The following is a 20,026-nucleotide window of genomic DNA, read 5'->3' on the forward strand; positions in this document are numbered from 1 at the left end:
GCAGCCGCCATCCGGTAATAAAGCACTACACCCCTCTGCGGGTCCTGCGCTGGGTATAAATCGCATCCGCAACAAAGATGGCCAGCGCTACCCAGATAAAGGCGAAGGTCACCATCTTATCCGCACCCGGCACTTCGCCGTAAAATACCACTGCCAGCAGGAACATCAGCGTCGGGCCAATGTACTGGAAGAAGCCCAGCGTGGAGAGGCGCAGACGCGTTGCCGCGCCGGTGAAGCACAGCAGGGGAATCGTCGTGACCACGCCTGCGGCCATCAGCATCAGGTTTAACGACCATGGGTTGCTGCCCATGTGACTGGTGGCGCTGTCAGCAATACCGAACAGATAGATTGCCGCGACCGGCAGCAGCCACAAGGTTTCAAACAGCATGCCCGTCTGCGCTTCCACCGCAATCTTCTTACGCACCAGGCCGTAGAAGGCAAAGCTGAACGCCAGGCCGAGGGCGATAATCGGCAGCGAGCCAAAGGTCCACAGCTGCACCAGCACGCCGCAGAAGGCCAGAATCACCGCCACCCACTGCATCCGACGGAAGCGCTCGCCGAGGAAAATCATCCCCAGCACGATGTTCACCAGCGGGTTAATGAAGTACCCCAGGCTCGCTTCAAGCATATGATGGTTATTCACAGCCCAGATGAACAGCAGCCAGTTGCCGCCGATCAGCACTGCGGAAAGCGCGAGCAGGAAGACCTTCTTCGGCGTTTTCAGCAGCGTTTTGACGCCTGACCACTGACGGCAGATGCTCATCAGCGCGATCATAAAGAAAAACGACCAGATGACGCGGTGGGTGAGGATTTCGTCCGCCGGGACATAGGCGATAAGCTTGAAGTACGCCGGCGCGATACCCCAAATAAAATAAGCGGCAAGAGCGAGTAAAACGCCCTGCCGCGTCTGTTTAGCATCCATCGGGAAAATCCGTTACAAAAAAGTGAATCAATTTTACCCGAATTTGCCGCCTCAACCCACCATATAAGTGGCGGTTGCGCTGGCGATATAAACCTGCTCTTCGTTATGCATCTCAACGCGGGCAACGGCAACTTTATTCCCGGCACGCAGCAGGCTGCTGGTGCAGGTAAAGCGGTTTCCGCGTCCTGGACGCAGGTAGTCGACGCGTAAATCGATGGTTCCCATGCGCGACAGGCGCTGGCGTAACTCATCTTCGTTGATGGTGTCGTGGCGCGTCAGCGTGCTGCCCACGCACACCAGACCGGCCGCCACGTCCAGCGCAGAGGCAATCACCCCGCCGTGCAAAATGCTTTGCGCCCAGTTGCCCACCATCATTGGCTGATTATTGAAGCTAAGCTGAGCAAAGTCTTTTTCGTATCGTTCCAGCTCAAGACCCAGTGCACGGTTAAACGGCATGTGGTACACGAAAATCTCGCCCACGAGTTTTAATGTTTCTTCGGCGGTTAGCGTGGCTGACATCAGACGTGGCATCCTTGTTGTTAATAAAATGTTGATTTTATGCTTCAGGATAAAGGAATGCCACTTTAAGAAACGAGGAATCGGAAGTTACCGCAGAAGTCTGTAGAATGCGCAGACAAAACTATTCATTAAATGTCACAATTTCAGGAGAACACCACCGATGCGGACGTATCTGGGTTGGTTACTGGCGGCGGTTGCGCTGCCCCTCACAGCATATGCGCAGGAAGCGACGATCAAAGAAGTGCATGATAAACCTGCGGTTCAGGGCAGTATCATCGCCAATATGCTTCAGGAGCACGACAATCCGTTCACGCTATACCCCTATGACACCAACTACGTGATCTACACCCAGACCAGCGATCTCAACAAAGAGGCGATAAGCTCCTATAACTGGTCTGATAATGCGCGTAAAGATGAGGTGAAGTTCCAGCTCAGCCTCGCTTTCCCGTTCTGGCGCGGCATCCTGGGGCCGAACTCGGTGCTTGGCGCGTCCTACACGCAGAAGTCATGGTGGCAGCTCTCCAACAGCGGCGAATCTTCACCGTTCCGCGAAACCAACTATGAGCCGCAGCTGTTCCTCGGTTTCGCCACCGATTATGAGTTTGCAGGCTGGACGCTGCGCGACGTAGAAGTGGGCTATAACCACGATTCCAACGGTCGTTCCGACCCAACCTCACGCAGCTGGAACCGCGTCTATACGCGTCTGATGGCGCAGAACGGCAATTTCATGGTGGAAGTGAAGCCGTGGTACGTGGTGGGCAGCACCGATGACAACCCGGATATCACCAAATACATGGGCTACTATCAGCTTAAGGTGGGCTATCAGCTGGGTGACGCGGTGCTGAGCGCCAAAGGTCAGTACAACTGGAACACCGGATACGGCGGCGCTGAGCTGGGCCTTAGCTACCCGGTGACGAAACACGTGCGTCTCTATACCCAGGTGTATAGCGGCTACGGCGAATCGCTGATCGACTACAACTTCAACCAGACCCGCGTTGGTGTGGGCGTCATGCTGAACGATATTTTCTAAGCTGCTCGAATGTTTTTGCGTTAAACGTTGAAGTTTCTCTCTCAGGCGCTGAAAATAGCGCCTGTTTCATTTCTGGCATATGGGGTTAACGTGGCGCAGGCGGAAGTATTGAATCAGGAATCGCTGGCTAAACAGGTTTTGCATGAAACCTTTGGCTACCAGCAGTTCCGTCCTGGCCAGGAAACCATCATTGAAACCGTGCTGGAAGGCCGCGATTGCCTGGTGGTGATGCCGACCGGCGGCGGTAAATCCCTCTGTTATCAGGTGCCCGCGCTGGTGCTTAACGGCCTGACGGTCGTGGTATCGCCCCTTATTTCCCTGATGAAAGACCAGGTCGATCAGCTGCTCGCCAACGGCGTGGCGGCGGCCTGCCTGAACTCGACGCAAACCCGCGAGCAGCAGCAAGAGGTGATGGCCGGGTGCCGCACCGGGCAGATCCGCCTGCTGTATATCGCGCCAGAGCGCCTGATGCTGGATAACTTCCTCGAAAACCTGGCGCACTGGAATCCGGTTCTGCTGGCGGTGGATGAAGCGCACTGTATCTCTCAGTGGGGACACGATTTCCGCCCGGAATATGCCGCCCTCGGCCAGCTGCGTCAGCGCTTCCCTGAACTGCCGTTTATGGCGCTTACCGCCACGGCGGACGACACCACGCGTCTGGACATTGTTCGCCTGCTGGGGCTGAACGACCCGTATATTCAGGTCAGCAGCTTCGACCGCCCCAACATCCGCTACATGCTGATGGAAAAATTCAAGCCGCTGGATCAGCTCCTGCGCTACGTTCAGGAGCAGCGCGGCAAGTCCGGCATCATCTACTGCAACAGCCGCGCGAAGGTGGAAGACACCGCCGCGCGTCTGCAAAACCGTGGCTTTAGCGCCGCCGCCTATCACGCCGGGCTGGAGAACCACATCCGCGCCGAGGTGCAGGAAAAATTCCAGCGCGACGACCTGCAAATCGTCGTCGCAACGGTGGCGTTCGGGATGGGCATCAACAAGCCGAACGTGCGCTTTGTTGTGCACTTCGACATTCCGCGCAATATCGAATCCTACTATCAGGAAACCGGCCGTGCCGGCCGTGACGGCCTGCCTGCGGAAGCGATGCTGTTTTACGATCCGGCCGATATGGCGTGGCTGCGCCGCTGTCTGGAAGAGAAGCCGCAGGGACAGCTCCAGGACATCGAGCGCCACAAGCTCAACGCGATGGGTGCCTTCGCTGAAGCGCAAACCTGCCGCCGTCTGGTGCTGCTCAACTACTTTGGTGAAGGGCGACAGGAGCCGTGCGGCAACTGCGATATCTGCCTGGATCCCCCGAAACAGTACGATGGCCTGATGGACGCGCGCAAAGCGCTCTCGACCATTTACCGCGTGAATCAACGCTTCGGGATGGGCTACGTGGTGGAAGTGCTGCGCGGTGCCAATAACCAGCGTATCCGCGACATGGGCCACGACAAGCTGCCGGTTTACGGCATCGGTAAAGACCAGAGCCACGAGCACTGGGTCAGCATTATTCGTCAGCTGATCCACCTCGGCTTTGCCACACAGAACATTGCCCAGCACTCCGCGCTACAGTTGACCGAAGCAGCGCGTCCGGTGCTGCGCGGCGAGGTGGAGCTCAAGCTCGCCGTGCCGCGCGTGGTCGCCCTCAAGCCGCGGGTGATGCAAAAATCCTACGGCGGCAACTACGACCGCAAGCTGTTCGCCAAGCTGCGCAAGCTGCGCAAGGCCATTGCGGATGAAGAGAACATCCCGCCATACGTGGTGTTCAACGACGCGACGCTGATTGAGATGGCCGAGCAGATGCCGCTCAGCGCCAGCGAAATGCTCAGCGTCAACGGCGTCGGCACGCGCAAGCTGGAGCGCTTTGGTAAAGAATTTATGGCGCTCATCCGCTCTCACGCCGATGGTGATGATGAGGAGTAGTCAGCCGGGCGAAAAAGTGCCAGGATGATGACTCACTGAATTATTTCCCCGCGAGCTAATTATGTTAATGCTATTTCTCACCGTGGCGTTAGTGCACATCGTTGCGCTGATGAGCCCTGGCCCTGACTTTTTCTTCGTGTCACAAACAGCCGTCAGCCGCTCCCGCAAAGAGGCGATGATGGGTGTGCTTGGTATTACCATGGGCGTTATGGTCTGGGCGGCGGTCGCGCTGCTCGGTCTGAACCTGATCCTGGCGAAGATGGCGTGGCTGCATAACATCATTATGGTTGGCGGCGGGCTGTACCTGTGCTGGATGGGCTACCAGATGTTGCGCGGGGCGCTGAAGAAAGAAGAGAAAAAGCCGGAAGAGCCAAAGGTTGAGCTGGCAACCGGTGGTCGTAGCTTTGTGAAAGGGCTCCTGACCAACCTGGCGAACCCGAAAGCGATTATCTATTTCGGCTCGGTGTTCTCGCTGTTTGTGGGTGACAGCGTCGGCGCAGGCGCGCGCTGGGGGATCTTCCTGCTGATCGTTGTTGAGACGTTCGCCTGGTTCACTATTGTTGCCAGCCTGTTCGCCTTACCGGCAATGCGTCGCGGCTACCAGCGCATCGCGAAGTGGATCGACGGCTTTGCCGGCGCGCTGTTCGCCGGCTTCGGCATTCATCTCATCATTTCTCGCTAAGCATGACGCGCTGACGCAAGCAGCGCGCCAACCAGCATAAACAGCGAACCAAAGACTTTGTTCAGGGCCTTCATCTGCTTAGGCCCTTTGATCCACGCCGCAATTCGCTGCGCCAGCGTCGCGTAACCAATCATCACAATGATATCGACAATAATGGTGGTCGCGCCGAGCACCACATACTGCATGACCTGAGGCTGATGCGGCACGATAAACTGCGGGAACAGGGCGGCGAGGAACACGATGCTTTTTGGGTTGGTCAGGTTAACGAACACCGCGCGCTTAAACAGATGGCCGCGCGTTTGCGTCCGTGAGAGCGTATTCAGGTCAATTGAGCCTGCCGCGCGCCACTGCTGAATGCCCAGCCAAATCAGATACGCCGCACCGGCCCACTTCAGCACTTCAAACGCCAGCACCGAACGGGAGAACAGCGTCCCCAGGCCAATCCCCACCAGCACAATGTGAATGCCAAGCCCGGTCTGTAAACCGGCAATCGACGCCGCCGCGCCGCGATAGCCGTGGTTGATGGAGGTGGTCATGGTATTGATGGCCCCGGAGCCGGGTGAAAGGCTGAGGATGATAGATGTCAGCAGGTAAGCGAACCACCACTCGAAGGTCATTAGAAACTCCCGGATCGTCTGTTTTTATGCCACAATACGCTATTGTTGAGTCATTTTGTGACCGATGACGAAAAAAACTATATTCCCTGGATTACGGGGGGTGGAAACCCAATGTTTCAGCAGAAAAAGGACTGGGAAACACGAGAAAACGCATTTGCGGCTTTCTCCATGGGGCCGCTGAGCGATTTCTGGCGCCAGCGAGAGGAAGATGAATTTACGGGCGTCGGAGGGATCCCGGTACGCTTCGTTCGTTTCCGTGATGAAAAAAACGACCGGGTGATTGTGGTTTGCCCCGGCCGTATCGAAAGTTACGTCAAATATGCCGAGCTGGCGTATGACCTGTTCCATCTGGGCTTCGACGTATTAATTATCGACCATCGCGGGCAGGGGCTTTCAGGCCGGTTGCTGCCGGATACCCATCGCGGCCACGTGGATAACTTCAGCGATTACGTCGACGATTTTGCCGCGTTCTGGGAGCAGGAAGTGCAGCCAGGCCCGTGGCGCAAGCGCTATATACTGGCGCACTCCATGGGCGGCGCCATTTCCACGCTGTTTTTGCAGCGCTACGATCACCAGTGCGATGCCATCGCGCTTACCGCGCCGATGTATGGCATTGTGATTCGCTTCCCTGACTGGATGGTACGCCATCTTCTCGACTGGGCTGAGGGCCATCAGCGTATTCGGGAAAATTATGCCATCGGGACAGGGCGCTGGCGGGCGCTGCCGTTTGCCATCAACGTGTTAACCCACAGTCGGCAGCGCTATCGCCGCAATCTGCGCTTCTATGCCGATGAGCCGCGCTTACGCGTCGGTGGCCCGACCTGGCACTGGGTGCGGGAAGGCATTCACGCCGGCGAGCAGGTGCTGGCGGGCGTGGGTGATGATGACACGCCGACGCTTCTGATACAGGCGGAAGAAGAGCGTGTGGTGGATAACCGCATGCACGATCGATACTGTGAACTGCGCGCCGCGGCGGGCCACCCGTGTGAAGGGGGCAAACCGCTTGTCATCAACGGCGCGTACCATGAGATCCTTTTCGAAAAGGACGCTATGCGCTCAGTCGCGCTCAACGCTATTGTTGAATTTTTCAACAGGCATAACTGATTACTGTTTTCACCAGAGGTTTAAATCCCTATGTACCAGGTTGTTGCATCTGATTTAGATGGCACGCTGCTTTCCCCCGACCACACCCTGTCGCCTTATGCGAAAGAGACCTTAAAACTCCTGACCGCCCGCGGCGTGAACTTTGTCTTCGCCACCGGCCGCCACCACGTGGACGTGGGGCAGATCCGCGATAATCTGGAAATCAAATCGTACATGATCACCTCCAACGGTGCTCGCGTACATGACACGGACGGCAACCTCATTTTCACCCATAACCTGGATCGTGACATCGCCGCAGATCTGTTCGGCGTGGTGCATAACAACCCGGATATCGTCACCAATGTTTACCGCGACGACGAATGGTTTATGAACCGTCATCGCCCGGACGAAATGCGCTTCTTCAAGGAAGCGGTATTCAACTACTCCCTGTATGAGCCGGGTTTGCTGGATCCGGAGGGGATCAGCAAAGTATTCTTTACCTGCGAAAGCCACGAAGCGCTGCTGCCGCTGGAGCAGGCGATCAACGCCCGCTGGGGCGACCGCGTCAACGTGAGCTTCTCCACGCTGACCTGTCTGGAAGTGATGGCGGGCGGCGTGTCCAAAGGTCACGCCCTGGAAGCGGTGGCAAAACGTCTGGGCTTTGAGCTGAAAGACTGCATCGCGTTCGGCGATGGCATGAACGATGCCGAGATGCTCTCCATGGCGGGCAAAGGCTGCATCATGCAGAACGCACACCAGCGCCTCAAAGACCTGCACCCGGAGCTGGAAGTGATCGGCACCAACGCCGATAACGCGGTGCCTAAGTATTTGCGCAAGCTGTTCCTTGAATAATCTTCATTTGATTATTTATTGCTCAGTTGTCAACTAAAGAGTTCGCTACAATGCCTGTCCTTCTTTCTGAGAGACAAGCATTGTGGCGCTACTCATTATCACCACTATCCTGTGGGCCTTCTCCTTTAGCCTGATTGGCGAATACCTTGCCGGATCGGTCGACAGCTACTTCTCGGTACTGATGCGCGTAGGGCTGGCGGCGCTGGTATTTCTGCCGTTCCTGCGCACCCGCGGGCAATCGCTGAAAACCCTTCTTCTGTACATGCTGGTGGGCGCGATGCAGCTCGGCATCATGTATCTGTTCAGCTTTCGGGCCTACGTCTACCTGTCCGTCTCCGAATTCTTGCTCTTTACCGTCCTGACGCCGCTCTATATCACGCTGATTTACGACCTGCTCAGCAAGCGCCGCCTGCGCTGGGGATATCTGCTGAGCGCCGCGCTGGCGGTGATTGGCGCGGCGATCATTCGCTACGACAAGGTGAGCGATCACTTCTGGACCGGGCTGATGTTCGTCCAGCTCGCCAATATCAGCTTCGCCATCGGGATGGTGGGCTACAAGCGCCTGATGGAAACCCGCCCGATGCCGCAGCATAACGCGTTTGCATGGTTCTATGTGGGCGCGGCGATTGTCGCTGTGGCGGCGTGGTTTCTGCTCGGCAATCCGCAAAGGCTGCCGACCACTACCGTGCAGTGGAGCGTTCTGGTCTGGCTGGGCGTGGTGGCGTCGGGGCTGGGGTACTTTATGTGGAACTACGGCGCTACGCAGGTAGACGCCGGAACGCTGGGGATCATGAACAACGTGCACGTCCCGGCGGGGCTGCTGGTAAACCTCGCCATCTGGCAGGAACAGCCGCACTGGCCGAGTTTCCTTATTGGGGGAACGGTGATCCTGGCTTCACTGTGGGTACATCGCCGCTGGGTCGCTCCGCGCTCCGCACAAACGGAAGATGGTCGCACGCGTGGTTCCGCGCTGAGCGAATAAACGCTTCCGTAATCGGCTGACGCTGCTCGCCGTCGCGCACGGCAGCGTACAGCCGGCTCCACAGTCCTTCACCCAGGGTTTTGGTGACCACCAGACCCTGGCGTTCAACCGTCTCGACCACCCAGTGCGGCAGCGCCGCGATCCCCATTCTGGCCGCCACCATCTGGATCAGCAGCAGGGTATTGTCCACGCTTTTCAGCTGAGGGCTGATGCCCGCGGGTTGCAGGAAATGGCGCCAGATATCCAGACGGCTGCGCTGTACCGGGTAAATCAGCAGCGTTTCGCTGGCAAGATCTTCCGGCGTAATGCGCGTTTTGGCGGCCAGCGGATGATCCGGAGCCAGCACCAGACGCACCTCAAAATCAAACATCGGCGAATAGTGCAGGCCGCTGCGCGGCAGAATGTCTGAGGTCATTACCAGATCCAGCTCACCCTGCTGAAGCGACGGCTGCGGATCAAACGTTACGCCGGATTTAAAGTCCATCTCCACCTGCGGCCACTTCTGGCGGAAGTTCTCAAGCGCGGGGGTCAGCCACTGAATACAGCTGTGACACTCAATGGCAATGCGCAGAGTGGTCTGCTGCGGCTCATTGCAGGACTGCAACGCGCTGGCAATCTGCGGCAGTACCTGGTTCGCCAGCTGAAGCAAAATTTCGCCCTGCGGCGTAAAGCGCAAGGGCTGGCTCTTACGCACAAAAAGACGAAAACCGAGGCGTTGTTCCAGATCGCTGAACTGGTGAGAAAGGGCAGACTGAGTCTGGTGCAGCGTGGCCGCTGCCGCCGCAAGAGAACCGCAGTTCCGCAACGCTTGTAGCGTTTTCAGGTGTTTTATCTCGATCATGAAAGTCCTTCACTTCGCCATGAACATTTTGCGCTTGAGGAATATACAGTACCTGCCAATTATAGAAGTGTAAACATCTGGACGTCTAAATAACGAATTTCTACAAGGGGTATGCCATGACAATCCGCTCTCACACTCTCGGTTTCCCTCGCGTTGGCCTGCGTCGCGAGCTGAAAAAAGCGCAAGAAAGCTACTGGGCGGGTAACGCCACCCGTGAAGAACTGCTGGCGGTGGGCCGCGAGCTGCGCGCCCGTCACTGGGATCAGCAAAAACAGGCGGGCGTTGACCTGCTGCCGGTGGGCGATTTCGCCTGGTACGACCATGTTCTGACCACCAGCCTGCTGCTTGGCAACGTGCCGGCTCGTCATCAGAACAGCGATGGATCGGTAGATATCGACACCCTGTTCCGCATCGGCCGTGGCCGTGCGCCAACGGGTGAGCCCGCGGCAGCGGCGGAAATGACCAAGTGGTTTAACACCAACTATCACTATATGGTGCCGGAGTTCGTTAAGGGCCAGCAGTTTGCACTGACCTGGACGCAGCTTCTGGATGAAGTGGACGAAGCGCTGGCGCTGGGCCATCAGGTGAAGCCCGTATTGCTGGGGCCGGTAACCTACCTGTGGCTGGGCAAAGTGAAAGGCGAACCGTTTGACCGCCTCAGCCTGCTGAACGATATTCTGCCGGTCTATAAGCAGGTGCTGATCGAGCTCGGCAAACGCGGCATCCAGTGGGTGCAAATCGACGAACCCGCGCTGGTGCTTGAGCTGCCGCAGGCGTGGCTGAATGCCTTTAAACCAGCGTATGACGCGCTCACCGGCCAGGTGAAGCTGCTGCTGACCACCTATTTCGAAGGCGTGACGCCGAACCTCGACACTATCGCCGCGCTGCCGGTTCAGGGTCTGCACGTGGACCTCGTTCACGGTAAAGACGACGTGGCGGAGCTGCATAAGCGTCTGCCTGCGGGCTGGCTGCTCTCCGCCGGTCTGGTCAACGGCCGTAACGTCTGGCGCGCCGATCTGACTGAGAAATACGCGCAAATTAAAGACATCGTCGGTAAACGCGAGCTGTGGGTGGCTTCGTCCTGTTCTCTGCTGCACAGTCCGATCGATCTGAGCGTGGAGACCCGTCTCGACCCTGAAGTGAAGAGCTGGTTTGCCTTCGCCCTGCAAAAATGTGAAGAGCTGGCGTTGCTGCGTGATGCGCTCAACGGCGGCGATACGGCGGCGATTGCCGACTGGAGCGCCCCAATCCAGGCGCGTCGTCACTCGGCTCGCGTGCACAACCCGGCGGTGGAAAAGCGTCTGGCGGCCATTACCGCCCGGGACAGCCAGCGCCAGAGCCCGTACGAGGTACGTGCTGAAGCCCAGCGCGCCCGCTTCAACCTGCCCGCGTGGCCGACCACGACCATCGGTTCATTCCCGCAGACTACCGAGATCCGCGGCCTGCGTCTGGACTTCAAAAAGGGCAATCTGGATGCGAATCATTACCGCACCGGCATTGCGGAACACATCAAGCAGGCGATTATCGAGCAGGAACGCCTCGGGCTGGACGTGCTGGTGCACGGTGAAGCCGAGCGTAACGACATGGTGGAATATTTTGGTGAGCACCTGGACGGCTTCGTCTTTACCCAGAACGGCTGGGTGCAGAGCTACGGCTCCCGCTGCGTGAAGCCGCCGGTAGTGATCGGTGACGTCAGCCGCCCGGCGGCGATTACCGTGGAGTGGGCGAAGTATGCCCAGTCTCTGACCGATAAACCGGTAAAAGGCATGCTGACCGGCCCGGTGACCATTCTCTGCTGGTCGTTCCCGCGCGAAGACGTGTCGCGCGAGACGATTGCCAAACAGATCGCGCTGGCGCTGCGTGATGAAGTGGCGGATCTGGAAGCGGCGGGGATTGGCATCATTCAGATAGACGAACCGGCGCTGCGTGAAGGTTTGCCGCTGCGTCGCAGCGACTGGGATGCGTACTTACAGTGGGGCGTGGAAGCCTTCCGCATTAACGCCGCCGTTGCGAAGGATGACACGCAGATCCATACCCACATGTGCTACTGCGAATTTAACGACATCATGGACTCCATCGCCGCCCTGGACGCCGACGTCATCACCATCGAGACCTCACGTTCAGACATGGAGCTGCTGGAGTCGTTTGAAGAGTTCGACTATCCGAACGAAATTGGGCCGGGCGTGTACGACATTCACTCCCCGAACGTGCCGAGCGTGGAGTGGATTGAAGCGCTGCTGAGGAAAGCCGCTCAGCGCATCCCGGCGGAACGCCTGTGGGTAAACCCGGACTGCGGCCTGAAAACCCGCGGCTGGCCGGAGACGCGCGCGGCGCTCGCCAACATGGTGAAAGCGGCGCAGAACTTACGTCAGGCTTGATGACGCGCAGGCCCGGTAAGGCGCAGCCGCCACCGGGCTTTTTTTATGCTTTTTTCCCGCCGTACTGGCTAAACCACGCCAGCATTCTCTGCCAGCCATCTTTCGCCGATTCCGCGTGATAGCTCGGACGATAATCGGCATTAAACGCGTGTCCGGCATCGGGATACACCACGATTTCGGCCTTCGCGTTTGCCGCCCGCAGCGCGTGGCGCATGGTCTCGACGGTATCAAGCGGAATGCCGGTATCCTGGCCGCCATACAGCCCTAACACCGGGGCATTGAGATCGGTAGCGATATCAACCGGATGCTTCGGCGAGTTCAGGGTCTTTTCACCCACCAGTTTGCCGTACCAGGCAACGGCGGCTTTCAACTGCGGGTTATGCGCGGCGTACAGCCAGCTAATGCGCCCGCCCCAGCAGAAGCCAGTCACCATCAGGCGGTGTGGGTCGCCGCCGTTGCGCGCCGCCCAGCTGGCAACGTGATCAAGATCGGCAAGCACCTGCGCGTCTGGCACCTTGCTGACCAGGTTGCTGAACAGCGTCGGGATGTCGCTGTAATCGTTCGGATCGCCCTGGCGGAAATAGAGCTCTGGCGCAACGGCCAGATAACCCTCCAGCGCCAGGCGGCGGCAGAGGTCTCGAATATGTTCATGAACGCCAAATATTTCCTGAACCACAATCACGATAGGCAGCGGGCCCTCGGCGGATTTTGGCCGCGCGTGGTACGCCGGCATGTTCTCTCCCTGAGAGGGAATCGACGTTTCGCCTGCGGTGATGGCCTCTTCAGGGGTTGAGACAATGGTTGAGGCATGCGGGGCAGCAGCAGGTGCAAAACCGGTTTTTTCAGTCATGGCATTCTCCGTACCAATGAATGGATTAGCGCAAAGATAAATATAGACACCAGGTTAACAACCCACAGTGCCTTATAGCGTCTATCTTTTGTGCAGCACCCGTCGATATAACTTGTTAATGTGATGTGAATCACTATTTGATGGAAATTAACTGCAATCATTTTCATTCATGGTGAGATGCATCACGAAATAATGCACATTGCTTCTGTAAAGTACCTTTTTACTTCTTCTGACTAACCGACCCACAGAGGAGTCACCTATGTCTAAGTCTGATGTTTTTCATCTCGGCCTCACTAAAAACGATTTACAAGGGGCTACGCTGGCTATCGTCCCTGGCGATCCTGAGCGTGTGGAAAAGATCGCCGCGCTGATGGATAAGCCGGTTAAGCTGGCAGCCCATCGCGAATTCACCACCTGGCGCGCAGAGCTGGACGGCAAAGCGGTGATCGTGTGCTCTACCGGTATCGGTGGTCCGTCTACCTCAATCGCCGTTGAAGAGCTGGCGCAGCTGGGCATTCGTACTTTCCTGCGTATCGGCACCACGGGCGCCATTCAGCCGCACATCAATGTGGGCGACGTGCTGGTCACGACGGCATCCGTGCGTCTGGACGGCGCAAGCCTGCACTTTGCACCGATGGAATTCCCGGCAGTGGCTGACTTCGAGTGCACCACCGCGCTGGTTGAAGCGGCGAAATCCGTTGGCGCAACCACTCACGTGGGCGTGACGGCCTCCTCCGACACCTTCTATCCGGGCCAGGAGCGTTACGACACCTTCTCTGGCCGCGTGGTGAGCCGTTTCAAAGGCTCAATGGAAGAGTGGCAGTCCATGGGCGTGATGAACTATGAAATGGAATCTGCAACGCTGCTGACCATGTGCGCAAGCCAGGGTCTGCGTGCCGGTATGGTGGCGGGCGTGATCGTCAACCGTACCCAGCAGGAGATCCCGAACGCCGAAACCATGAAGCAGACCGAAAGTCATGCGGTGAAAATTGTGGTTGAAGCGGCTCGCCGTCTCCTCTAATCCACTCTTCTGAGATAAAAGGCCGACGCGTTCGGCCTTTATTTTTTGCGTAGCGCCTCGCAGGAAAACCCTTTCAAACTGGACGTTTATACAGCACAATTCTATTTTGTGCGGGTTATACGTGGATGCAGGGGGGCATTGTGGATATCTCAATCCTGGTTTATGCGGTAGTGGCGCTGGCGAGCGTGGGGATTGGCTGGCTCATTTCCAGCTACCAGCACGCACAGCAGAAAGCCGAACAGCTGGCAGAGCGCGAAGAGATTGTGGCTGAACTCAGCGCGACAAAACAGCAGCTTGCGCTGAGCGACCACTGGCGCGAAGAGTGTGAACTGCTCAATAACGAACTGCGTAACCTGCGCGACATCAATACCTCGCTGGAGGCCGATCTCCGCGAAGTGACCACCCGCCTTGAATCCACCCAGCTGCACGCCGAAGACAAAATCCGCCAGATGATCAACAGCGAGCAGCGCCTCAGCGAGCAGTTCGAAAACCTCGCGAACCGTATCTTTGAGCACAGCAACCGCCGCGTGGATGAACAAAACCGCCAGAGCCTGAACAGCCTGCTGACGCCGCTGCGCGAACAGCTGGACGGTTTCCGCCGTCAGGTGCAGGACAGCTTTGGGCAGGAAGCGCGCGAGCGCCACACCCTGGCGCACGAGATCCGTAACCTCCAGCAGCTGAATGCGCAGATGGCGCAGGAGGCAATCAACCTGACGCGGGCGCTCAAAGGCGATAATAAAGCGCAGGGAAACTGGGGCGAAGTGGTCTTAACTCGCGTGCTGGAGGCCTCGGGCCTGCGCGAAGGGTATGAATATGAGACGCAGGTCAGTATTGAAAACGACGCGCGCTCGCGAATGCAGCCGGATGTGATTGTGCGTCTGCCTCAGGGCAAAGATGTGGTTATCGACGCCAAAATGACGCTCGTCGCCTATGAGCGCTACTTCAACGCTGAAGATGACTACACCCGAGAATCAGCGTTGCAGGAGCACATCGCCTCCGTGCGTAACCATATTCGTCTGCTGGGCAGGAAAGATTATCAGCAGCTGCCAGGGCTGCGATCGCTGGATTACGTACTGATGTTCATACCGGTCGAGCCTGCATTCCTGCTGGCGCTAGACAGACAGCCTGAGCTTATTACCGAAGCGCTGAAAAATAACATTATGCTGGTCAGCCCCACCACGCTGCTGGTGGCTTTGCGGACCATTGCCAACCTGTGGCGCTATGAGCACCAAAGTCGTAACGCGCAGCAGATTGCCGATCGCGCCAGCAAGCTGTACGACAAAATGCGGCTGTTCGTCGACGATATGTCCTCGGTGGGGCAAAGCCTGGATCGCGCCCAGGATAATTACCGCCAGGCGATGAAAAAACTCTCCTCCGGGCGCGGCAATTTGCTGGCACAGGCGGAGGCGTTCCGCAGCCTGGGCGTGGAGGTGAAACGCGAGATTAATCCGGAACTGGTGGAGCAGGCGACCGCTCAGGACGAAGAGTTCCGCCTGCGCGAAGGCGACGCTGAGCAAAATTCCCGCAATGAAGACAACGATTTAGCGGCGAGTTTATCGCCAGATGAGCAGCCGGCACGTTTCTTTCACGGTGGTTGAAACGTAGGGCAAATGCGCCCAATCTGTTACACTTCACGAACATTTGACTGATTAGCAGGCTCTGAGATGGTTGACGATTCACAAGACACAACGCACTTTGGCTTTCAGACTGTCGCCAAAGCGCAGAAAGCTGACATGGTGGCCCACGTATTTCATTCCGTGGCGGCGAAGTACGATGTGATGAATGATTTGATGTCATTCGGCATTCATCGCTTGTGGAAGCGCTTTACTATTGATTGCAGCGGCGTGCGCCGTGGACAAACGGTGCTGGATTTAGCCGGGGGCACGGGCGATCTGACCGCAAAATTCTCCCGTCTGGTAGGCGAAACGGGCCGCGTGGTGCTGGCGGATATCAACGACTCCATGCTGAAAATGGGCCGCGAAAAGCTGCGCAACATCGGCGTGGTGGGAAACGTGGAATATGTTCAGGCGAACGCCGAAGCGCTGCCTTTCCCGGACAATACGTTCGACTGCATCACCATCTCTTTCGGTCTGCGTAACGTGACCGATAAAGACAAGGCGCTGCGCTCCATGTACCGCGTGCTGAAGCCGGGCGGTCGTCTGCTGGTTCTCGAGTTCTCAAAACCCATTATCGACCCGCTGAGCAAAGCTTACGATGCCTATTCCTTCCACGTTCTGCCGCGCATTGGCGAGCTGGTGGCGAACGATGCCGAAAGTTACCGCTATCTGGCCGAATCCATCCGAATGCACCCGGATCAGGACACGCTGAAAGCGATGATGCAGGATGCGGAGTTTGAAAACGTGGAATACTTCAATTTGACGGCGGGTGTCGTCGCGCTGCATCGTGGTTACAAGTTCTGAGTGGAGGTTTCCCGTGCCCATTAAACCCTTAGTCACCGCTGGCATTGAGAATGTACTGAATGCCTTTCTGTATCGCGCACCGGCGCTGAAAACCGCACGTCAGCGGCTTAACGGGAAGGTACTGCGTATTGTATTAAAGGAGTTCTCGACGCCGCTTGTGCTGGTCTTCAGCGAACGCCAGCTTGACGTTCTGGGTGAATGGGAAGGCACGGCTGACTGCTCGGTGATTACGCACATGAGCGTACTGCCAAAACTGCGTGACCGTCAGCAGATGACGGCGCTTATTCGCAGCGGTGAGCTGGAGGTCGAAGGCGATATTCAGGTAGTACAGAACTTCGTTGCACTCAGCGATCAGGCCGAATTCGACCCGGCGGAACTTCTGGCACCCTATATCGGCGACATTGCGGCCGAAGGGATAAGCAAAACGCTGCGCACGGGCTCCGCTTTCCTGCGCAAAGGTCTGCTCCGTCAACAGCGCTATGCTGCCGAGGTGCTGACCGAAGAGTGGCGTATGGCGCCGGGGCCTTTAGAGGTCGCCTGGTTTGCTGAAGAGACCGCGGCAGTTGAGCGCGCAGTTGATGCGTTATCCAAACGGCTGGAAAAACTGGAGGGCAAATGACGCCTGGTGAAATTCGGCGCCTCTACTTTATCGTTCGCACCTTTTTGAGCTACGGGCTCGACGAGCTTATCCCCAGAATGCGTATCACCCTGCCGCTTCGGCTTTGGCGGCGCACGCTGTTCTGGATGCCGAATCGCCATAAGGATCAGGAGCTGGGCGCACGCCTGCGTCTTGCGTTGCAGGAGCTTGGTCCTGTCTGGATCAAGTTTGGGCAGATGCTCTCAACGCGTCGCGACCTTTTCCCGCCGCAGATTGCCGATCAGCTCGCGCTGTTGCAGGACCGCGTCGCCCCGTTTGACGGGGAGAGAGCAAAGCAACAAATCGAAGAGGCGATGGGTAATATTCCCATCGACACCTGGTTTGATGATTTCGACATCCAGCCTCTGGCCTCTGCGTCTATTGCGCAGGTTCACACCGCGCGCCTGAAGGAAAATGGCAAAGAGGTGGTCATTAAGGTGATTCGCCCGGATATCCTGCCGGTTATCAGAGCGGACATGAAGTTAATCTATCGTCTGGCCCGCTGGGTGCCGCGTCTGTTGCCGGATGGCCGCCGTTTGCGTCCGCTGGAAGTGGTGCGGGAATACGAAAAAACGCTGATTGATGAGCTTAACCTGCTGCGTGAATCGGCGAACGCCATTCAGCTGCGTCGTAACTTTGAAGACAGCCCGATGCTGTATGTTCCTGAAGTCTACTCTGACTATTGCAGCCAGAACATGATGGTGATGGAACGTATCTACGGCATTCCGGTCTCGGACGTGGCGGCGCTGGAAAAGCAGGGCACCAACATGAAGCTGCTGGCCGAGCGCGGCGTACAGGTCTTCTTCACGCAGGTTTTCCGCGATAGCTTCTTCCACGCAGACATGCATCCGGGCAATATTTTCGTCAGCTACGAGCACCCGGAAGATCCGAAATACATCGGCATCGACTGCGGAATTGTTGGCTCGCTGAATAAAGAGGACAAGCGTTATCTCGCCGAGAACTTTATCGCTTTCTTCAACCGCGACTACCGTAAGGTGGCCGAGCTGCACGTGGATTCAGGCTGGGTTCCGCCAGATACCAACGTGGAAGAGTTTGAATTTGCGATCCGCACCGTCTGCGAGCCGATTTTTGAAAAGCCGCTGTCGGAGATCTCCTTCGGTCACGTTTTACTGAACCTGTTCAACACCGCACGCCGTTTCAATATGGAAGTGCAGCCACAATTAGTTTTACTTCAGAAAACATTACTTTACGTTGAAGGCGTAGGCCGCCAGCTCTATCCTCAGTTAGACTTGTGGAAAACCGCCAAACCGTTCCTTGAGTCCTGGATTAAGGATCAGGTCGGTATTCCTGCGCTGGTTCGCTCGCTCAAAGAGAAAGGCCCGTTCTGGATTGAAAAAATGCCTGAAATTCCTGAACTGGTTTACGACAGTTTGCGTCAGAGCAAGAACCTTCAGCACAGCATGGATAAAATCGCGCACGAGCTCCAATCCAGTCGCGTGCGTCAGGGGCAGTCCCGCTATCTCTTCGGAATTGGCGCGACGCTGTTGATAAGCGGCACGTTGCTGTTGATCAATCGTCCGGACTGGGAAATGATGCCAGCCTGGATTATGGCTGCCGGCGTGGTTGTCTGGCTTGCTGGCTGGCGAAAAACGCGCTGAATTAGCGTCGCTATCGATGGATTGCATACGTATAATGCGATCTGACTAATTAATCATCTATCACTGGGGAACACGCATGGGTGGTATCAGTATCTGGCAGTTAGTGATCATTGCCGTCATCGTTGTGCTGCTGTTCGGCACGAAAAAACTGGGATCGATTGGTTCCGACCTGGGTGCGTCAATCAAAGGCTTCAAGAAAGCCATGAGCGATGATGAGAATAAGCAGGAAAAAACCGGTCAGGATGCTGATTTTACCGCTAAATCTATCGCCGATAAGCAGGACGAAGCCAAAAAGGAAGAGGCCAAACGTCACGATAAAGAGCAGGTGTAATTCGTGTTCGACATCGGTTTTGGTGAGTTACTGCTGGTCTTTGTGATTGGTCTGATCGTGCTGGGGCCGCAGCGTTTACCCGTTGCGGTGAAAACCGTCGTGGGCTGGGTGCGGGCGCTCCGCTCGCTGGCAACGACCGTGCAGAACGAGCTGGCGCAGGAATTAAAGCTTCAGGAATTTCAGGACAGCCTGAAAAAGGTTGAAAAGGCGAGCATGGACAACCTGACGCCGGAGCTGAAAGCGTCGATGGATGAGCTGCGCGAAGCGGCTGAATCCATGAAGCGCTCATACAGCATTAACGATCCTGAGAAGGCGAGCGATGAAGCAAACACCATCCATAATCCGGTGGTGAAGGGCAGCGAAGAGCAGCGCGAGGGTGTGACGCCTTCCAGCGCGGAGCATCAGGCCGCTTCGCCAGAGCAATCGCCGCAGGAGCCCGAAGTGAAAAAGCAGGTGCCGCCGGAAGAGCCCGTGGTCAAAACGGCTGAGGTAAAACCCGCCGCGCCTGTTTCCGAATCATCCCCCTCGTCGAGTGATAAAGCGTAAACATGGCAGTAGATGATACTCAACCGCTGATTGCGCACCTCATTGAGCTGCGTAAGCGCCTGTTAAACTGCATTATTGCGGTTTTCCTCATTTTTTTATGTCTGGTCTATTTCGCCAACGATATCTATCAGGTGGTTTCTGCGCCGCTGATTAAACAGATGCCGCTGGGCGCGACGATGATTGCAACGGACGTTGCTTCACCGTTCTTTACCCCTATCAAGCTGACCTTCTGGGTATCGTTGATTGCATCTGCACCGGTCATTTTGTATCAGGTTTGGGCGTTTGTGGCGCCCGCGCTGTACAGGCATGAACGTAAGCTGGTTATTCCGCTGCTGGTATCCAGCTCGCTGCTGTTTTACATCGGCATGGCGTTCGCCTACTTCGTTGTCTTCCCGCTGGCCTTTGGCTTCCTGACGCATACCGCACCGGAAGGGGTACAGGTTTCGACGGACATCGCCAGCTACCTCAGCTTCGTCATGGCGCTGTTTATGGCCTTTGGTGTCGCCTTCGAGGTGCCCGTAGCGATTGTCCTGCTCTGCTGGGTGGGCGTGACCACGCCTGACGATCTGCGTAAGAAGCGTCCTTATATCCTGGTGGGTGCGTTTGTCGTAGGTATGCTGCTGACGCCACCGGACGTCTTCTCGCAAACCTTACTGGCGATACCCATGTACTGCCTGTTTGAAGTCGGCGTGTTCTTCGCACGTTTCTACGTAGGAAAGGGACGTACCGGGGACGAAGAAGACGAGCCGTCTGAAGAGACCACCAAAGAATAAAAC

Annotated in this window: 20 protein-coding genes; 15 read left to right on the top strand and 5 right to left on the bottom strand. The window is 56.9% G+C overall.

Features of this window, described 5'->3' with window-relative positions:
• Positions 1 to 25: 25 nt before the first annotated feature.
• Complete coding sequence (gene rarD, locus A3466_RS20885) at positions 26 to 922, bottom strand: EamA family transporter RarD (RefSeq protein ID WP_063452176.1); 897 nt, start codon at positions 920 to 922, stop codon at positions 26 to 28.
• 51 nt (positions 923 to 973) lie between these two features.
• A complete protein-coding gene (yigI, locus tag A3466_RS20890) occupies positions 974 to 1,441 on the bottom strand; it encodes an acyl-CoA thioesterase YigI (RefSeq protein ID WP_063452177.1) in 468 nt (155 codons plus the stop codon).
• 160 nt (positions 1,442 to 1,601) lie between these two features.
• On the opposite strand from yigI, the gene pldA reads away from it, so the two are divergent.
• The 3 genes from pldA (at position 1,602) to rhtC (ending at position 5,073) form a co-directional block, all read left to right on the top strand.
• Positions 1,602 to 2,471: a phospholipase A gene (gene pldA, locus A3466_RS20895; protein WP_063452178.1), complete on the top strand. Its 870-nt coding sequence runs from the start codon at positions 1,602 to 1,604 to the stop codon at positions 2,469 to 2,471.
• Between the two features lie 90 nt (positions 2,472 to 2,561).
• Complete coding sequence (gene recQ, locus A3466_RS20900; protein ID WP_063452179.1) at positions 2,562 to 4,391, top strand: ATP-dependent DNA helicase RecQ; 1,830 nt, start codon at positions 2,562 to 2,564, stop codon at positions 4,389 to 4,391.
• Between the two features lie 61 nt (positions 4,392 to 4,452).
• Positions 4,453 to 5,073: a threonine export protein RhtC gene (gene rhtC / locus A3466_RS20905; protein WP_010426287.1), complete on the top strand. Its 621-nt coding sequence runs from the start codon at positions 4,453 to 4,455 to the stop codon at positions 5,071 to 5,073.
• Here the strand turns inward: rhtC and rhtB are convergent.
• On the bottom strand, positions 5,070 to 5,690 hold the full coding sequence (gene rhtB / locus A3466_RS20910) for a homoserine/homoserine lactone efflux protein (protein ID WP_028014786.1): 621 nt from the start codon (positions 5,688 to 5,690) through the stop codon (positions 5,070 to 5,072). The two genes, rhtC and rhtB, sit on opposite strands and share 4 nt — an antisense overlap.
• 111 nt (positions 5,691 to 5,801) lie before the next feature.
• On the opposite strand from rhtB, the gene pldB reads away from it, so the two are divergent.
• The 3 genes from pldB to A3466_RS20925 all read left to right on the top strand — a co-directional run bounded on the left by pldB (position 5,802) and on the right by A3466_RS20925 (position 8,607).
• Complete coding sequence (gene pldB / locus A3466_RS20915) at positions 5,802 to 6,794, top strand: lysophospholipase L2 (protein WP_063452180.1); 993 nt, start codon at positions 5,802 to 5,804, stop codon at positions 6,792 to 6,794.
• A gap of 30 nt (positions 6,795 to 6,824) precedes the next feature.
• The gene (yigL, locus tag A3466_RS20920) at positions 6,825 to 7,625 is read left to right on the top strand and encodes a sugar/pyridoxal phosphate phosphatase YigL (protein WP_063452181.1); all 801 of its coding nucleotides are present in this window, start codon (positions 6,825 to 6,827) and stop codon (positions 7,623 to 7,625) included.
• An 82-nt stretch (positions 7,626 to 7,707) separates the two neighbouring features.
• A complete protein-coding gene (locus A3466_RS20925; RefSeq protein WP_063452182.1) occupies positions 7,708 to 8,607 on the top strand; it encodes a carboxylate/amino acid/amine transporter in 900 nt (299 codons plus the stop codon).
• Here the strand turns inward: A3466_RS20925 and metR are convergent.
• Positions 8,495 to 9,448: an HTH-type transcriptional regulator MetR gene (gene metR / locus A3466_RS20930; protein WP_063452183.1), complete on the bottom strand. Its 954-nt coding sequence runs from the start codon at positions 9,446 to 9,448 to the stop codon at positions 8,495 to 8,497. The two genes, A3466_RS20925 and metR, sit on opposite strands and share 113 nt — an antisense overlap.
• Before the next feature lie 116 nt (positions 9,449 to 9,564).
• On the opposite strand from metR, the gene metE reads away from it, so the two are divergent.
• Complete coding sequence (gene metE / locus A3466_RS20935; RefSeq protein ID WP_063452184.1) at positions 9,565 to 11,826, top strand: 5-methyltetrahydropteroyltriglutamate--homocysteine S-methyltransferase; 2,262 nt, start codon at positions 9,565 to 9,567, stop codon at positions 11,824 to 11,826.
• A gap of 43 nt (positions 11,827 to 11,869) precedes the next feature.
• Here metE and A3466_RS20940 read toward each other — a convergent pair whose 3' ends face one another.
• Positions 11,870 to 12,676, bottom strand: a complete 807-nt coding sequence (locus A3466_RS20940) for a dienelactone hydrolase family protein (protein WP_063452185.1) — start codon at positions 12,674 to 12,676, stop codon at positions 11,870 to 11,872.
• Between the two features lie 259 nt (positions 12,677 to 12,935).
• On the opposite strand from A3466_RS20940, the gene udp reads away from it, so the two are divergent.
• The 8 genes from udp to tatC all read left to right on the top strand — a co-directional run bounded on the left by udp (position 12,936) and on the right by tatC (position 20,023).
• Positions 12,936 to 13,697: a uridine phosphorylase gene (udp, locus tag A3466_RS20945; RefSeq protein WP_045417628.1), complete on the top strand. Its 762-nt coding sequence runs from the start codon at positions 12,936 to 12,938 to the stop codon at positions 13,695 to 13,697.
• Between the two features lie 140 nt (positions 13,698 to 13,837).
• Complete coding sequence (gene rmuC / locus A3466_RS20950; protein ID WP_063452186.1) at positions 13,838 to 15,295, top strand: DNA recombination protein RmuC; 1,458 nt, start codon at positions 13,838 to 13,840, stop codon at positions 15,293 to 15,295.
• Between the two features lie 66 nt (positions 15,296 to 15,361).
• Positions 15,362 to 16,117, top strand: a complete 756-nt coding sequence (gene ubiE / locus A3466_RS20955; RefSeq protein ID WP_063452187.1) for a bifunctional demethylmenaquinone methyltransferase/2-methoxy-6-polyprenyl-1,4-benzoquinol methylase UbiE — start codon at positions 15,362 to 15,364, stop codon at positions 16,115 to 16,117.
• A 13-nt stretch (positions 16,118 to 16,130) separates the two neighbouring features.
• Complete coding sequence (gene ubiJ / locus A3466_RS20960) at positions 16,131 to 16,736, top strand: ubiquinone biosynthesis protein UbiJ (RefSeq protein WP_063452188.1); 606 nt, start codon at positions 16,131 to 16,133, stop codon at positions 16,734 to 16,736.
• Positions 16,733 to 18,373: a ubiquinone biosynthesis regulatory protein kinase UbiB gene (gene ubiB / locus A3466_RS20965; RefSeq protein WP_063452189.1), complete on the top strand. Its 1,641-nt coding sequence runs from the start codon at positions 16,733 to 16,735 to the stop codon at positions 18,371 to 18,373. The genes ubiJ and ubiB overlap by 4 nt, the downstream gene beginning before the upstream one ends.
• A 76-nt stretch (positions 18,374 to 18,449) precedes the next feature.
• Positions 18,450 to 18,704: a Sec-independent protein translocase subunit TatA gene (tatA, locus tag A3466_RS20970; RefSeq protein WP_063452190.1), complete on the top strand. Its 255-nt coding sequence runs from the start codon at positions 18,450 to 18,452 to the stop codon at positions 18,702 to 18,704.
• 3 nt (positions 18,705 to 18,707) lie between these two features.
• Complete coding sequence (gene tatB, locus A3466_RS20975) at positions 18,708 to 19,250, top strand: Sec-independent protein translocase protein TatB (RefSeq protein WP_003860783.1); 543 nt, start codon at positions 18,708 to 18,710, stop codon at positions 19,248 to 19,250.
• Between the two features lie 2 nt (positions 19,251 to 19,252).
• Positions 19,253 to 20,023 (top strand): Sec-independent protein translocase subunit TatC, encoded by a 771-nt coding sequence (gene tatC / locus A3466_RS20980; RefSeq protein WP_063452191.1) that lies wholly within the window; start codon positions 19,253 to 19,255, stop codon positions 20,021 to 20,023.
• The last annotated feature ends 3 nt before the right edge of the window (positions 20,024 to 20,026 follow it).

Origin of the sequence: Enterobacter genomosp. S (assembly GCF_001631805.1) — a bacterium.
Classification (GTDB): domain Bacteria; phylum Pseudomonadota; class Gammaproteobacteria; order Enterobacterales; family Enterobacteriaceae; genus Enterobacter; species Enterobacter quasihormaechei.